Source organism: Actinomycetospora endophytica (assembly GCF_021026375.1).
Taxonomy (GTDB): Bacteria; Actinomycetota; Actinomycetes; order Mycobacteriales; family Pseudonocardiaceae; genus Actinomycetospora; species Actinomycetospora endophytica.
Map to the genome: position 1 here is coordinate 182,231 of NZ_JAJNDB010000010.1, position 13,835 is coordinate 196,065.

Annotated in this window: 11 protein-coding genes; 6 read left to right on the plus strand and 5 right to left on the minus strand. The window is 74.8% G+C overall.

Going from position 1 to position 13,835, the window contains the following annotated elements; translation table 11 throughout:
- The first annotated feature begins 132 nt into the window (after nt 1–132).
- Both LQ327_RS32060 and wsfD (LQ327_RS32065) read left to right on the plus strand, forming a co-directional pair.
- The gene (locus LQ327_RS32060) at nt 133–390 is read left to right on the plus strand and encodes a hypothetical protein (RefSeq protein WP_230740555.1); all 258 of its coding nucleotides are present in this window, start codon (nt 133–135) and stop codon (nt 388–390) included.
- A gap of 11 nt (nt 391–401) precedes the next feature.
- Nucleotides 402–1,952, plus strand: coding sequence for a glycan biosynthesis hexose transferase WsfD (gene wsfD / locus LQ327_RS32065; RefSeq protein WP_504766724.1), 1,551 nt, complete (start codon nt 402–404; stop codon nt 1,950–1,952).
- On the opposite strand, the gene LQ327_RS32070 is transcribed toward wsfD (LQ327_RS32065), so the two are convergent.
- Complete coding sequence (locus LQ327_RS32070; RefSeq protein ID WP_230740559.1) at nt 1,861–2,646, minus strand: GNAT family N-acetyltransferase; 786 nt, start codon at nt 2,644–2,646, stop codon at nt 1,861–1,863. The genes wsfD (LQ327_RS32065) and LQ327_RS32070 overlap by 92 nt on opposite strands.
- Nucleotides 2,647–2,752: 106 nt before the next feature.
- Here LQ327_RS32070 and LQ327_RS32075 point away from each other — a divergent pair, with 106 nt between their 5' ends.
- On the plus strand, nt 2,753–4,888 hold the full coding sequence (locus LQ327_RS32075) for a RecQ family ATP-dependent DNA helicase (protein WP_230740561.1): 2,136 nt from the start codon (nt 2,753–2,755) through the stop codon (nt 4,886–4,888).
- A gap of 16 nt (nt 4,889–4,904) precedes the next feature.
- Here LQ327_RS32075 and rpmF read toward each other — a convergent pair whose 3' ends face one another.
- A complete protein-coding gene (rpmF, locus tag LQ327_RS32080) occupies nt 4,905–5,075 on the minus strand; it encodes a 50S ribosomal protein L32 (protein ID WP_230740563.1) in 171 nt (56 codons plus the stop codon).
- A gap of 316 nt (nt 5,076–5,391) precedes the next feature.
- On the opposite strand from rpmF, the gene LQ327_RS32085 reads away from it, so the two are divergent.
- From LQ327_RS32085 to wsfD (LQ327_RS32095), 3 genes are all read left to right on the plus strand, one after another.
- Nucleotides 5,392–6,912, plus strand: a complete 1,521-nt coding sequence (locus LQ327_RS32085) for an acyl-CoA synthetase (RefSeq protein ID WP_230740565.1) — start codon at nt 5,392–5,394, stop codon at nt 6,910–6,912.
- 4 nt (nt 6,913–6,916) lie between these two features.
- Entirely contained in the window at nt 6,917–7,603 is a 687-nt protein-coding gene (locus LQ327_RS35115; protein ID WP_230740567.1) for a ComEA family DNA-binding protein, read from the plus strand.
- A gap of 188 nt (nt 7,604–7,791) precedes the next feature.
- Nucleotides 7,792–9,351 (plus strand): glycan biosynthesis hexose transferase WsfD, encoded by a 1,560-nt coding sequence (wsfD, locus tag LQ327_RS32095; RefSeq protein ID WP_230740569.1) that lies wholly within the window; start codon nt 7,792–7,794, stop codon nt 9,349–9,351.
- 15 nt (nt 9,352–9,366) lie between these two features.
- Here the strand turns inward: wsfD (LQ327_RS32095) and LQ327_RS32100 are convergent, their stop codons facing one another.
- The 3 genes from LQ327_RS32100 to obgE form a co-directional block, all read right to left on the minus strand.
- Nucleotides 9,367–10,632 carry an aldehyde dehydrogenase family protein gene (locus tag LQ327_RS32100; protein WP_230740570.1) on the minus strand — a complete coding sequence of 422 codons (1,266 nt, stop codon included), beginning with the start codon at nt 10,630–10,632 and terminating at the stop codon, nt 9,367–9,369.
- A gap of 473 nt (nt 10,633–11,105) precedes the next feature.
- On the minus strand, nt 11,106–12,260 hold the full coding sequence (gene proB, locus LQ327_RS32105; protein ID WP_230740572.1) for a glutamate 5-kinase: 1,155 nt from the start codon (nt 12,258–12,260) through the stop codon (nt 11,106–11,108).
- Nucleotides 12,257–13,813, minus strand: a complete 1,557-nt coding sequence (gene obgE, locus LQ327_RS32110; RefSeq protein WP_230740574.1) for a GTPase ObgE — start codon at nt 13,811–13,813, stop codon at nt 12,257–12,259. The genes proB and obgE overlap by 4 nt, the downstream gene beginning before the upstream one ends.
- Nucleotides 13,814–13,835 lie beyond the last annotated feature (22 nt).

Here is a 13,835-nt window from a genome sequence, read left to right on the forward strand (position 1 = left end):
TGATCGTCCAGTTGTCCCGGCATGGCGCGCGTCTGCGACGTGCCACCGCTGACACCCGACGTCAGGATCGCGCCGCATTCGACACGACGACACGCCGGACGCCGACCTGACGGACGGCGCATCCTCGGGGAGATGACGACGACGGAAGCCTCGCAGCACCACCACGCCCACCGGCGCGACCACGACGCGCGCATCACCGTCCCCTGGCTCGGCACCATCGAGATGTCCCGCCCGGAGCTCGTCTACGTCGGCGGCATCGCCGCGCTGGGCGTGCTCGGGTTCCTGGACTGGCCGCTCGCGCTCGTCCTCGGCACCGGCCACCTCCTTGCCGCCGACCGCAGCAGCCGCCGGGCCCGCGAGCTCGGCGAGGCGATGGAGGAGGCGGAATAGTCACGCGCCTGCTGCTCGGCGTCGTCGTCGCGCTCGCGGTCACCGCGGGCCTGGTCTGGCGCCTCGACCTCGTCGGCGGTGACGCGATCGGCGCCGCCGACAACGCCGACGGCGCCCGGCTCTTCTGCGCGGTCGGGCTCACCCCCGACACCACCGACGGCCGCGCGTCCGGCCACGGCATCGTCGTCACCGAGTTCCGCACCGGCGGACCCGCCTGCCGGGTCCCCGCGCCGACGAGCTCGCCCGGGCTCGTCCTGGGCGCGACCGTCGCGCTCGCCCCGCTCCTCGACCGCACGCCCGCCGCCCCGGACGGCACCACCCGGTTCTCCCTCGAGTGGCTCGGGGCGGCGTACGCGGGCCTGTTCGGGCTCGGTGCCGGGGTCGCGGCCGCCGCGGCGGGGTCCCGACGACGGGTGCCGGCGGCGGCCCTCGTCGTCGTCGCGCCGCTCGCGCCGCTGCTGGTCGCGCCCTGGTGGTCGCGGTTCCTCGTGTCGACCTACGGCGAGCCCGCGGGTCTGCTCGGCGCCGCGTGGGTCGTCTGGGGGCTGCTGGCGGTCGCGGTCACCCGTCCCGACGAGCGCGGCGAGCGGATCACCGCCCTCGGCCTCGTCGTCGCGGGCGGGGTCGTCGCGGCGACCGCGAAGCCCGGGTTCCTGCCGGTCGGGCTGGCGGCCGTCGTGGCGTGCGCGCTCGTCACGGTGGGCTCGCGGGCGTGGCGGCGTCGGGTGCCGGGGCTCGTCGCGGCCGCCCTCGCCGTCGGGCTGGCCGCCGCGCCGGTGCTCGCGGGCATCCGCTACCAGGACGACCTCTACGTCGTCCCGAACACCCACGACCTGATCTTCACCGCGATCCTGCCGGAGTCCGGCCCGGCGGCGCTGGCCCCGCTCGGCCTGCCGCCCGCGGCCTGGCAGCACTCCGGCGAGCACTTCTATCTCGACCTCGGACGGGGCATCCCGGGATGGGACGCGACGGTCGGCACCCGTCCCGTCGAGACCCGCGCGGTCGCGCGGCGGTGGATCGCGGAGCACCCCGTGGTGCTCGCGCGGATGGTGCACCGGGGGCTGCTCGCGACGCTGCGCCCCGAGATCCCCTACCTGGTGTCGACGACGGCGGGCCCGCGCACCGTGAGCGGCACGCTGCCGGTGCCGGACGTCCCCGAGGGCGCCCAGCGGATGGGCGTGACGTTCGCCTACTTCGACCGGCTCCCGGGGCGGTGGGTGCCGCCGGCGGTCGTCGCGCTCGCCCTGCTCGCCGCGGCGGCGTCGGTCGTCGTCCCGCGGTTCGCCCGCCGGAGCACGACCGCGCTCGGGCTGCTGCGCGTCGCCGGGGTCCTGGCCGCGGCCGCCGTCGGGACGGTGCTGCTGGCGGTCCTCGGCGACGGCTACGTCGAGGTGGCCAAGCACGTGTGGCTCGCCTCGTACCTGCTGGTCGTCACGGTGATCGTGCTGGCCGGGAGCGCCGTCGTCGGGCTCAGCGCGGCAGGTGCTCCCACATGGTGGCCCGGAAGAGGTCGAGGAACCCCAGCCGCCGGTAGAGACCGTGGCCGTCGTCGCTGGCGATGAGCACCGCCGGCAGTTCGGGGGCGACGCCCACGACGGCGGCGGTGAGCGCCGCCCCGTAGCCGTGGCGGCGGGCGCCGGGCAGCGTCGCGACCCAGTCGACCTCGACGATCCCGTGGTTCACCGCCGAACCGGCCGTCGCCACCGGGACGCCGTCGACGTAGCCGACCCGCAGGTGCAGCACCGAGTCGGCGAGGGCGAGGTCGGCGATCGCGGGGACGCCGACCTCGGCGAGCCCGTACCCGGCGACGAGCACGGCCTGGAAGTCGGCGAGCGTCGCCGCGTCGTGCACGGCGCGGATCTCGAGGCCGGGCGGGGGCGGGGGTGTCCGCGCGGGCGCGCGCAGCATCAGCGGCGGGTGGCCGACCCGGACGAGGCCGTGCCGGCGCAGGTCGGGCGTGGGGAAGACCGACAGCACCACCCACCACCGGTGCGGCGGGTAGAAGGCGTCCGCCGCCGCGACCGTGTCCGGCCACTCGCCCTCGGCGAGCGGGCGGGTGAGGACGACGGCGTTGTCGTAGCCGAAGGGCGAGCCCAGATCGGCCATCCGCGCTCCCTCGACCCACTTCTGCCGTCCCCCGACGCGGGTGGCCATCGCGGTGATCCGGTCGGCGTAGGCCAGGACGAAGCGCCGGGTGATCGTGTCCCCGGCGGGCAGACCGGGCTCCCAGCCCGTCGTCAGGACCTCGGTGCGCATCCCGGAATGGTGCGACCTCGGTGAACTGGCTCACAAGCGCCCGGTCGGCCGCCGGATGGCGCGGACGCGCCCCACGCTGTCGGTGCCCTGTGCCACCGTGGTGGGCATGACGACGGTTGCCCCCGAACCGGCTGTGACCGACCTGCGGGCCGATGCGGAGGCCACCCTCCAGCGGCTCGCCGGCCCGGACGCGGTGCTGCGCGAGGACCAGTGGCGCGCGATCGAGGCGCTAGTGGCCCACGGGCGGCGGGCGCTCGTCGTGCAGCGCACCGGGTGGGGCAAGTCGGCGGTGTACTTCGTCGCCACCGCACTGCTGCGTGCCCGCGGCAAGGGCCCCACGGTGATCGTCAGCCCGCTGCTCGCGCTGATGCGCAACCAGATCGAGGCCGCCGGGCGCGCGGGCATCCACGCGGTGACCGTGAACTCCGCGAACACCGAGGGCTGGCAGGAGGTCTACGCGCAGGTCCGCTCCGGCGAGGTGGACGTCCTGCTGGTCAGTCCCGAGCGGCTGAACAACCCCGAGTTCCGGGACCAGGTGCTCCCCGAGCTCTCGCGGACCGCCGGGCTGCTCGTGGTCGACGAGGCGCACTGCATCTCGGACTGGGGGCACGACTTCCGGCCGGACTACCGCCGGCTGCGCACCCTGATCTCGGAGCTGCCCGACGGCGTGCCGGTGCTGGCCACCACGGCGACCGCGAACGACCGCGTGACCACCGACGTGGCCGACCAGCTGGGCGTCAGCACCTCGCACTCCGAGGCGCTGGTCCTGCGCGGCGAGCTCGACCGGGACTCGCTGCACCTGGGCGTGCTGTCGCTGCCGAAGGGCGCCGACCGCTTCGCCTGGCTCGCGCAGCACCTCGACGACCTCCCGGGCTCCGGGATCGTCTATACGCTCACCGTCTCGGCGGCCGACGAGCTCGCGGCGTTCCTGCGCGAGCGGGGGCACGCCGTCGCGTCCTACACCGGCAAGACCGACCCGGCCGAGCGCGAGCGGGCGGAGGACGACCTGCTGGCCAACCGGGTGAAGGCGCTCGTGGCGACGTCGGCGCTGGGCATGGGCTTCGACAAGCCGGACCTCGGGTTCGTCGTGCACCTGGGGGCGCCGCAGTCGCCGGTGGCCTACTACCAGCAGATCGGGCGTGCGGGCCGTGGCGTCCAGCGCGCCGAGGTGCTGCTGCTGCCCGGCCCGGAGGACCGCGACATCTGGGCCTACTTCGCCTCGCTCGCGTTCCCGGCCGAGCCGCAGGTGCGGGTCGCGCTGTCGGTGCTCGGTGACGCCGGGCGCCCGATGTCGACCGCCGCGCTCGAGCCGCGGGTGGAGCTCTCCCGCGGGCGGCTCGAGATGATGCTCAAGGTGCTCGACACCGACGGCGCGGTGCGTCGGGTGAAGGGCGGCTGGGAGTCGACCGGCGAGCCCTGGGAGTACGACGGGGCGCGCTACACCGGCCTGGCGAAGGCGCGGCGGGCCGAGCAGCAGGCGATGCTCGACTACATCGCCACCGACGGCTGCCGCATGGAGTTCCTGCGCCGCCAGCTCGACGACCCGGGCGCCGCGCCGTGCGGGCGCTGCGACAACTGCACCGGGCACCACCAGGACCCGACGGTCGGCGAGGACGTGCGGGTGCAGGCCCAGGAGGTGCTCGACCGGCCGGGCGTCCCGCTGGCCCCGCGCAAGCAGTGGCCCTCCGGGATGGATGCCCTCGACGTGCCGCTCAAGGGCAAGATCAAGCCCGAGGAGGCCGCCGAGGAGGGCCGGGCGATCGGCCGGCTGACCGACGTCGGGTGGGGGCCGCGGCTGCGCCCGTTGCTGCGCTCCGACGACCTCGTGCCCGACGCCGTGGTCGACGCCGCCGTCCAGGTCCTCAAGGGCTGGGACTGGGCCGAGCGTCCGTCCGGCGTGGTGTGGCTGCCCAGCCGGACGCGGCCGGCGCTGGTGGAGAGCTTCGCGCAGCGGATCGCGTCGATCGGGCGGCTGCCGCTGCTCGGTGCGCTCGCCGACTCCGCCGCGCCGCACTTCGTCGACCCCGAGGACGACTCCGAACCCGAGCAGCCGAACTCCGCGCAGCGCCTGGCCGAGGTGTACGGCCGGCTGTCCGTGCCGGCGTCGGTCACGCCCGACGGCCCGGTGCTGCTGGTCGACGACGCCACCGACTCCGGCTGGACGATGACGGTCGCCGCGATGCTGCTCCGTCGGGCAGGGGCGACCGCTGTGCTCCCGCTGACCCTCGCGACGACGAACTGAGGTACCGCCGGGGGTGTCAGTCGTCCGGGCGGAGGATGCCGCGCTGGTAGGCCTTCACGAGGGGTCGCGGGACGCGGATCTCGCGGCCGTTCACGGTGATCGGGACGAGGTCGGGCGCGGCGGCCTTCCACTGCGACCGGCGGGACCGGGTGTTCGCGCGCGACATCTTCCGCTTCGGGACAGCCATGTCGCAGATGATAACCGTTACCAATTAGAGGACCGCTCGGCCCTCGGTTGATCAGGAGCACACCGGGCAGGAGTCGATCATCCTGCGCGTGCGCTATGTGCTCCTGATCAAGGCCGGCCGCGAAACCCACCCGACGAGGGGTACACCGGGCAGGAGTCGATCATTCTGTGCGTGCGCTGCGTGCTCCTGATCAACGAACGCGTAGGCGCCAGAGCCGCACGCCCCCCGGACGCCGCCACGGAAGCGGACAACTGGACGTGGCCCGACCGACCGGAGAGAGTGACCGGGCACACCACCGACCGGGAAGGACCCCAGCGTGGACACCCGCGCCAACACCGTCGACGGCGTCCTGCGCCGCAGCGCGCGCCGCACGCCCGACCGCACCGCCCTGGTCTTCGCGGACCGCACCTGGACCTACCGCGAGCTGGACGAGGCGACGAGCCGGACGGCCGGCTGGCTGCGCGGGCTCGGCCTGGCGCAGGGCGACCGGGTGGCGACCTACGGCCGCAACTCCGACGCGTACGTCCTGAGCTTCCTCGGCGCGGCCCGCATCGGCGCGATCCACGTCCCGATCAACTACGCCCTCACCGGTGAGGAGCTCGCGTACCTGATCGACCAGTCGGGCAGCAAGGTGCTGGTCGTCGACCCCGCGCTCGCCGGCAACGTCGACGCCCTGGCCCGGCGCCCCGACCAGGTCGTCACCATGCGCGACGCCCCCGGCAGCCTGCTCGACGCCGCCCGCACCGGCGAGATCCCGGACCTGTCCGACATCACGGTCGCCGACACCGACCTGGTCCAGCTCCTCTACACCAGCGGCACCACGTCGAAGCCCAAGGGCGCGATGATGACCCACCGCGGGCTGGTGCACGAGTACGTCTCGGGCATCCACGCGCTCGGCATGAGCGAGGACGACGAGCCGCTGCACGCGATGCCGCTCTACCACTCGGCGGGCATGCAGCTGTTCATGCTCCCGTACCTGGCCGTGGGGGCGACGAACCACCTGATGGAGGCGCCCGACGTCCCCGAGGTGCTGCGCCGCGTCGAGGCCGACCGGATCGGGGCGATGTTCCTCGCACCGACCGTCTGGGTGCCGCTGGTCAACCACGCCGACTTCGCCACCCGCGACCTGTCCAGCCTGCGCAAGGCGTTCTACGGCGCGTCGATCATGCCCGGCCCGATCCTGGCGCGGCTGCGCGAGCACCTGCCCGCGCTCGGCGTCTACAACTGCTTCGGCCAGTCCGAGATCGGCCCGCTCGCCACCGTCCTGCAGCCCGAGGAGCACGACGAGCGCCCCGACTCGTGCGGGCGCCCCGTGCTCTTCGTCGAGCTGCGGGTGCTCGACGACGAGGGGAACGACGTCGAGCCGGGTGGTTCCGGCGAGGTCGTCTACCGCTCGCCGCAGCTCTGCGAGGGCTACTGGGACAAGCCCGAGGAGACCGCCGAGGCCTTCCGCGACGGCTGGTTCCACTCCGGAGACCTGGTGCGCCTCGACGAGCAGGGCTTCATCACGGTGGTCGACCGGATCAAGGACGTCATCAACACCGGCGGCATCCTGGTCGCCTCCCGCGAGGTGGAGGACGCGCTCTACACCCATCCCGCCGTCGCCGAGGTCGCCGTCATCGGCACGCCCGACGACCGCTGGATCGAGGCCGTGACGGCGTTCGTCGTGCTGCGCGACGACCAGGACGCCAGCGGGTTCGACACCGGCGAGCTGATCACCCACGCGAAGGGCAACCTGGCGAAGTACAAGGTCCCGAAGTCCGTGCACCTGATCGAGGAGCTGCCCCGCAACCAGTCGGGCAAGCTGCTCAAGCGGGTCCTGCGCGAGAAGATGTGAGCCCGTGACCGCCGCCGCGCCCACACCGTCCCGGGGGAACTGGTTCACCCGGGGCGGCTGGTGGTTCCTCGTGCACGTCGCGAGCCTCGGGATTCTCGCGGCGGTGCCGTTCACGGCCGCGGCGGTCCGGTCGCGTCGGATCGGTCACGCGATCACGGCCGCCGGCGTCCTGCTCGCGACGGTGCTGGCGTTCGTGCTCATCGGGACCTCCGAGCACGACGCGGCGGGCAAGGTCGTCGGGGCCCAGGGGAACATCGGCGGCACCCTGATCGTCGTGATCCTTCTCGGGGGACTCGTCGGGCTCATCGTCGAACGCCAGCAGATCTACGGCGCCGGAGCCCGGCCGGGCCCGACGACGGCCCAGCCCGCCGTCACGCGGGCCCTGGCCGCCCGCCACCGGCGCGAGGAGGCCCGGCGGCTCGTCGCGTCCGACCCGCTGCTGGCCCGCGAGCTCCGGATCGGCCGTCCCGACCTGCCCCGGGAGTACGACGACGGCGGGCTCGTCGACCTCAACTCCGCGCCCGCCCAGGTCCTGGCCTCGGTCTGCGGGCTCGAGCCGGTGCAGGCGGCGCGGATCGTGCAGGCGCGGCAGGCGGCGGGGCGGTTCGGCGCCGTCGACGACGTCTTCTCCTGGACCGACCTGCCCGTGGAGATCTGGGACCAGGTGCGGGACCGCGGCGTGGTCCTCTAGACCCGCCCACCATCGTCCGACACCCGCGGACGGCGTGTCGTGCTTGACGCGGATCTCAAGTCATGTGCTGGAGCAGGGACCCGGTCGCACGGGCCTCACACGACGGACGCTAGCGTCGCTGGATCGATCCGCTGACCTCGCTCCCCCGTTCGCGGCGCGGCGCCGCGCTCCGGGACCGCGTCAACACCGTGGTGGCAGGACTCCCCGGAGCACTCACCAACGCCGCCGGAGACCTGCGCGCGCTCGCGATCCCGCGCCGCGCCGCGGTCCCCGCCCTGGCCGGGGGACTCGCGGCCACCGTGACGGTCCTGGGCCTCGCGCTGCGGATCGGGCTCGTCCGACTTCCGCTGATCGGCGGCGGGCTCATCGGCGTCGGGGACAACGGCGACGCCTACCGCCTCTTCTGCACGGCGGGACTGACCCCGGACACGCCGAGCGGGTTCTCGCTCTGGCGCGGCGTCGTCGTGACCGCGTTCACCACCGGCGGGACGCCCTGCACCACCGCCCCGTCGTCGTCCGCGACCCTCCTCGGCCTCACCGTGCCGGCCGGCCCGGGGGTGTGGTCGCTCACGAGCTACGCGTGGCTGCTGGCTGGTGTCGCGGCGCTCGGGGTCGGGCTCGGCGCCGCGGCCCTCAGCACCGTCCGACCGGCCCGTGCCGCGCTGGTGCTGATCCCGCTCGTGCCGCTGCTCGTCGTCTCGTGGTGGACGCGCTTCCTCGTGTCGCTCTACGCGGAGCCCACTGCGCTGGTGGCGACGGTGTGGGTGCTGACCGGCCTGCTCGTCGTCGCCGGAAGCCGTCCCACGCACCGCGTGGTGAGGCTCGTCGCGCTCGGACTGCTCGCCGTCGGCGGCTTCGCCGCGGCCACCGCCAAGCCCGGGTTCGTGCCGATCGGCGGGGTCGCGGCGCTCTGCTGCGCACTGATGGTCCTGCGCTCACCGCACGCCCGGCCGAGCGTGAAGGTGCTCACCCGCCTCGCCGGGCCGCTGGTGGCGCTGGCCCTGCTGGTCGGCGCGGCCGGCCCGGTCGCCGCGGGCGTCGAGGGCCAGGACCACAGCTACGCCGCCGTGAACGCCCACAACCTGGTGTTCACCGCGCTCATGCCCGAGATCGGCCCGGGCACCGTCGCCTCCGCCGTCGGGCTGCCCCCGGGCGCCGCCCTGCACTCCGGCGAGGGGTTCTACGTGGCCATGGGCCTCGACGTCCCGGGATGGGCCACCGCGATCGGCGACCGTCCCGAGCAGGTGCAGTCCGAGGCCCACACGCTGCTGCTCCAGCACCCGGGCGCGCTCGTCAGCATGGTCGGCCACGGCCTGACCGCGACGATGCGCCCACAGCTGACCTACCTGCCCTCGGCGCCCCGCGGGACCGCCCCCGAGCACTTCGAGGGCCGCACGGTGTACCCGGAAGCCGGTCCGCAGACGGCCCTGCTGGACGGGTGGCTCGCGAACATCGGCGCCGGGTGGCTGCCGCTGGCCACGGTGCTGCTCGCCTTCGCGGCGGGCGCCGCGACCCTGATCCCCCGGGTGCGCCGGGCCGACCCCCTCACGGTCGGGCTGATCCGCGTCGCCGCCGGATCGGCGCTGCTGGGACTGGGCGTGGTCACGCTCGCGGTGCTCGGCGACGGCTACTACGAGCTGTCCAAGCACGTCTGGCTGGCGTCCTACCTGTTCGGCGTCACCGGCCTCACCGGGCTCGCGGCGGCCGTCGTCGGCGGGACCACACGGTTCCGCCGCACGATCCGCTGATCGGCCCGCCCGCCGCTAGCCCAGCCCGACCGCCGTCGACGCCGGCACCACCACGAACTGCCGCAGGCACAGGTCGGTGAAGACCACCGGGCCGCGCGGTCCGGGGACGTGGTCGACGTTGATGCCGGTCTCGGGCACCCGACGCAGCTTGAACCCGTCGAGCAGCCGCGTGGTCGCGTTCCAGAACGCCCCGGTCCCCGCGTAGGTGTCGAGGAAGGTCCGCGCGGCGGCCTCGTCGGCGGTCACGACGGTCGCCGCCAGGCCCGAGGTCTCGCGGTTCGCGATCGTCGCCGCGTCCGCCGGGCCGTCAGCGGGGGCCACCGTGACGGTCGCCTCGTGCCCGTCGTCGAGGGCCCACTCGTGGCCCAGCGCGTGCTCGTGGGGCGGCAGCGACGCGGTGATGCCGGCGTCGCGCAGCAGCTCGACGAGGATCGGGGTCACGGTGTCCCACTGCGGCCGGTCGACGAGCAGCAGGTTCAGCCGGTTGCAGACCCCGAGGCGGTCGACCGAGGACGTGACCAGTGTGGTCGTCAGCGCCGGATCGGCCGCGCGGTCGACGTAGAGCACCCCGCCGCCGTCAGCGTGCGCCAGCGTCCGCACCCCGTGCTGCGCCGCCTCGAGCCCCAGCGCCCGCGTGGTCTCGCCCGACCCCCGCAGGATCACCAGCCCGATCAGCCCCGGCCGCCGGACCAGTTCGACGGCGCACTCCCGGCGCGGGTCGCGCACCAGGGTCACCGCGTCCTCCGGCAGGCCGGCTGTCTCGAGAGCGGGGGCCACCACGTCGCTCATCAGCGCCGTCGCGGACGCGAGCGCGGCGCCGCCGGTCCGCAGGACGCCGGCGTTGCGCGACTTCACCAACTGGGACGCCACATCCACGACCACGTTCGGTCGCGCCTCGAAGTTCGCGCCGATGACGCCCACCGGGCGCCGCCGCTCGACCAGCCGCAGTCCGTCCGGCCGCTCCTCGATCACGGTGTCGCGCGGGGGCGTCGGGACCTCGGCCAGCTCACGGAGCGACTCCGCCATCGTCGCGAGCCGCTCCTCCCCCAGGCGCAGCCGATCGACGAGCGCCGCGGTCATCCCCGCCCCGGTCGCGGCGTCGACGTCGGCCTGGTTCGCGGTCGCCAGGCTCGGCGCCTTCGCGAGGAGGAGGTCGGCCATCGTCCGCAGCGCCGTCGCGATCCGCGCGTCCGTCGCGGCCGCCATCGCCGGGGCCGCGGCCGCCGCCCGCTCACCGCAGTCGGTCAGGATCTCGGCCGGGGTGGTCACCGCGGTGGTCATCGGTCCAGTATGCCGATGGCCGCCTCCGGGTTCCCGACGGCAGGTCGGGAGGCCAGCCGGTTGGGCCGACGCGCCGACGCGCCGACGCGGTGACGGCCCGCGCCGGGGCAACGCCCACCACTCCCCCGAGGCTAGGCAGTTGATGTTGCCGAGCGCGGCCCGATCCGCGCCGCGCTCGCCAAGATCAACTGCCTAGCGAGCGAGAGGGTCCACCCGTCGCCCGGCGGCGGCGATCACGCCGGGTCACGTTCGACGAAGGGCACACCACCCACGCCGGCCGCGCTGCGGGTGCCTCATGTACCCCTGATCACCGGTGCCCCGGCCCGCCCCGTCACCAGGGGCACGCCACGCACGCCCGACCCCAGCGACGGGTGCCTCACGTGCCCCTGATCAACCCGCCCCGCGCCGGCCCCCCGACGAGGGGCACACCGCGCATGCGCCGGCCGCGCTGCGTGTGCCTCATGTACCCCTGATCACCGGGACGCGGCAGCCGGAGACGCCTCCGCACCACCCCGCACCGGGACGAGGTCGTCGGCATGCACCACTTCCCGACGGTGCTCCGGCGCGAGATCCCGCGTCTTGCGGCCGACCAGCTCGGGCATCTCCTCGGCGTCGAACGCGACCACCCCGCGGGCGACGGTCTCCCCGTGCGGCCCGACCAGATCCACCACGTCGCCGGCCTCGAAGTCGCCGTCGGACCCGGTGATGCCCGCCGCGAGCAGCGAACGCCGCTTCGCCGCCGGGCCTGACGTCACCGCCCGCACCGCCCCGTCGTCGAGATGCAGCCGCCCACGCGAGCCGGCCATGTGCCGCAGCCAGAAGCGGCGCGCCGAGAGTCGCGGGCCGGTCGGGGCGAACACCGTCCCGGCCTCGGCCCCGTCCAGCGCCGTCGCCGCAGCAGAAGCCCCAGCGACGAGCACCGGCACCCCCGCACCCGAGGCGAGGTCCGCCGCCGCCAGCTTCGAGGCCATCCCCCCGGTGCCGACCGTCGCCGCGCCGGGCTTCGCGACCCGGACCCGGTCGAGGTCGGCGACCCCGTGGACCTCGTCGAGCATCGAGGCCCCCGGGGCGCGCGGGTCGTCGTCGTAGACGCCCTCGACGTCGGAGAGCAGCACGAGCGCGTCGGCGCCGACGATGTGGGCGACCAGAGCGGCCAGCCGGTCGTTGTCGCCGAACCGGATCTCGTCGGTGGCGGTGGTGTCGTTCTCGTTGACCACCGGGACGACGCCGAGCCCCAGCAGGCGCTCGAACGTGCGCTGGGCGTTGCGGTACGGGGCGCGGCGGACGACGTCATGGCTGGTCAGCAGCACCTGGCCGACGACGCGGTCGTGGCGGGCGAAGGCGTCGGCGTAGGCGCGCGTGAGGTGCAGCTGCCCGACCGACGCCGCCGCCTGCTGGCTCGCGAGGTCGCGGGGACGTCGCGCCAACCCCAGCGGGGCGAGCCCCGCCGCGATGGCCCCCGAGGACACGAGGACCACCTGGGTCCCGGCCGTGACACGCGCGGCGACCGCCTCCACGAGGGCGTCGAGCCGGGAGACGTCGAGCCCGCCGGAGACGCTCGTGAGCGACGAGGACCCGACCTTGACCACCAGCCGTCGCGCCCCGGCGACGACCTCGCGGGCGGTCACTCCGGCTCCTCGGAGTCCCACACCTCGTCGTCGTAGGGGTCGCCGCCGTCCACCCAGCTCGGGACGCCGAGCTCGGCGTCGTCGCGGTGCCGGCGGCGCTCGGACCGGGCGGCCTTGCGTTCGGAGGCCGAGAGCCGCTCGGCGTAGTCGGCGTTCTCGACGCGCGGGTCGGTACCGCGGCCGGTCGCGGGCGGGCCACCGCCGAGAGCGGCGACCCCGGCCGGCGTCGAGGGCTCCCAGTCGAAGGTGTGCACGCCGATGGTGACCATGTCGCCGGGGCGCGCTCCCGCCTCGGCGAGGGCCTCCTCGACGCCGAGCCGCGCGAGCCGGTCGGCGAGGTAGCCGATGGCCTCGTCGTTGGCGAAGTCGGTCTGGCGCACCCAGCGCTCGGGCTTGTCGCCGCGGACGCGCCAGGCGGGACCGGCGGTCGGGTCGAGGTCGTCGCCGGTGTCGGGCTCGACGGTGAAGCCGGAGTCGTCGACGGCGGTCGGGCGCAGCACCACCCGCGGGGACTCCGCGTGGACCACGCTGGCGCGGGCCTCGTCGACGGCGCTCGCCATGAGGAAGGTCAGGTCCCGCAGGCCGGTGTGGGCCGCCGTCGAGATCTCCACGACCGGCCAGCCGAACTCGGAGACCTCGTCGCGGACGAGCTCCGCGAGGTCGGCCGCGTCCGGGACGTCGACCTTGTTGAGGGCGACGATCCGGGGACGCTCGCTCATGTCGGTGCCGAGCGCGGGGGTGTAGGCGGCGAGCTCGTGCTCGAGGGCGCGGATGTCGGAGACCGGGTCGCGGTCGGTCTCGAAGGTGGCGCAGTCGACGACGTGCACGAGCACCGAGCAGCGCTCGATGTGGCGCAGGAAGTCCAGGCCGAGGCCCTTGCCGCCCGAGGCGCCCGGGATGAGCCCGGGGACGTCGGCGACGGTGAACGTCGTCTCGCCGGCGCTGACGACCCCGAGGTGCGGGGTGAGCGTCGTGAAGGGGTAGTCGGCGATCTTCGGCTTCGCGGCCGACAGCGCGCTGACCAGCGACGACTTGCCGGCGCTGGGGAACCCGAGCAGCCCGACGTCGGCCATCGAGCGCAGCTCGAGCACGAGGTCGCGGCTGTCCCCCGGCTCGCCGAGCAGGGAGAAGCCGGGCGCCTTGCGGGCGGGGCTCGCGAGGGCGGCGTTGCCGAGCCCTCCGCGCCCGCCGCGGGCCGCGACGAAGCGGGCCCCGGGACCGGTGAGATCGCCCAGCACCTCGGGGACCTCGTCGTCGGACATGACGACGGTGCCCTCCGGGACGGCGAGCTCGACGTCGTCGGCGTTCGCGCCGTTGCGGAAGCTCCCCTGCCCGGGACGGCCGTTGCCGGCGACGGCGTGCGGGCGGTGGTGGAAGTCCAGCAGCGTGTGCACGCCGGGGTCGGCGACGAGGACGACGTCTCCCCCGCGACCGCCGTTGCCGCCGTCGGGCCCGCCGAGTGGGACGAACTTCTCCCGGCGCACCGAGGTGCACCCGTGACCACCCGCGCCCGCGGTCACGTGCAGGGTCACGCGGTCGACGAACCGCGCCATGAGTCAATCCTTTCCGCGAACA

Excerpts from the sequence above, each read along its gene's own strand:
- LQ327_RS32060 (WP_230740555.1), top strand. The coding sequence starts at position 133 with ATGACGACGACGGAAGCCTCGCAGCACCACCACGCCCACCGGCGCGAC.
- LQ327_RS32070 (WP_230740559.1), bottom strand. The coding sequence starts at position 2,646 with ATGCGCACCGAGGTCCTGACGACGGGCTGGGAGCCCGGTCTGCCCGCC.
- LQ327_RS32075 (WP_230740561.1), top strand. The coding sequence starts at position 2,753 with ATGACGACGGTTGCCCCCGAACCGGCTGTGACCGACCTGCGGGCCGAT.
- rpmF (WP_230740563.1), bottom strand. The coding sequence starts at position 5,075 with ATGGCTGTCCCGAAGCGGAAGATGTCGCGCGCGAACACCCGGTCCCGC.
- LQ327_RS32100 (WP_230740570.1), bottom strand. The coding sequence starts at position 10,632 with ATGACCACCGCGGTGACCACCCCGGCCGAGATCCTGACCGACTGCGGT.
- obgE (WP_230740574.1), bottom strand. The coding sequence starts at position 13,813 with ATGGCGCGGTTCGTCGACCGCGTGACCCTGCACGTGACCGCGGGCGCG.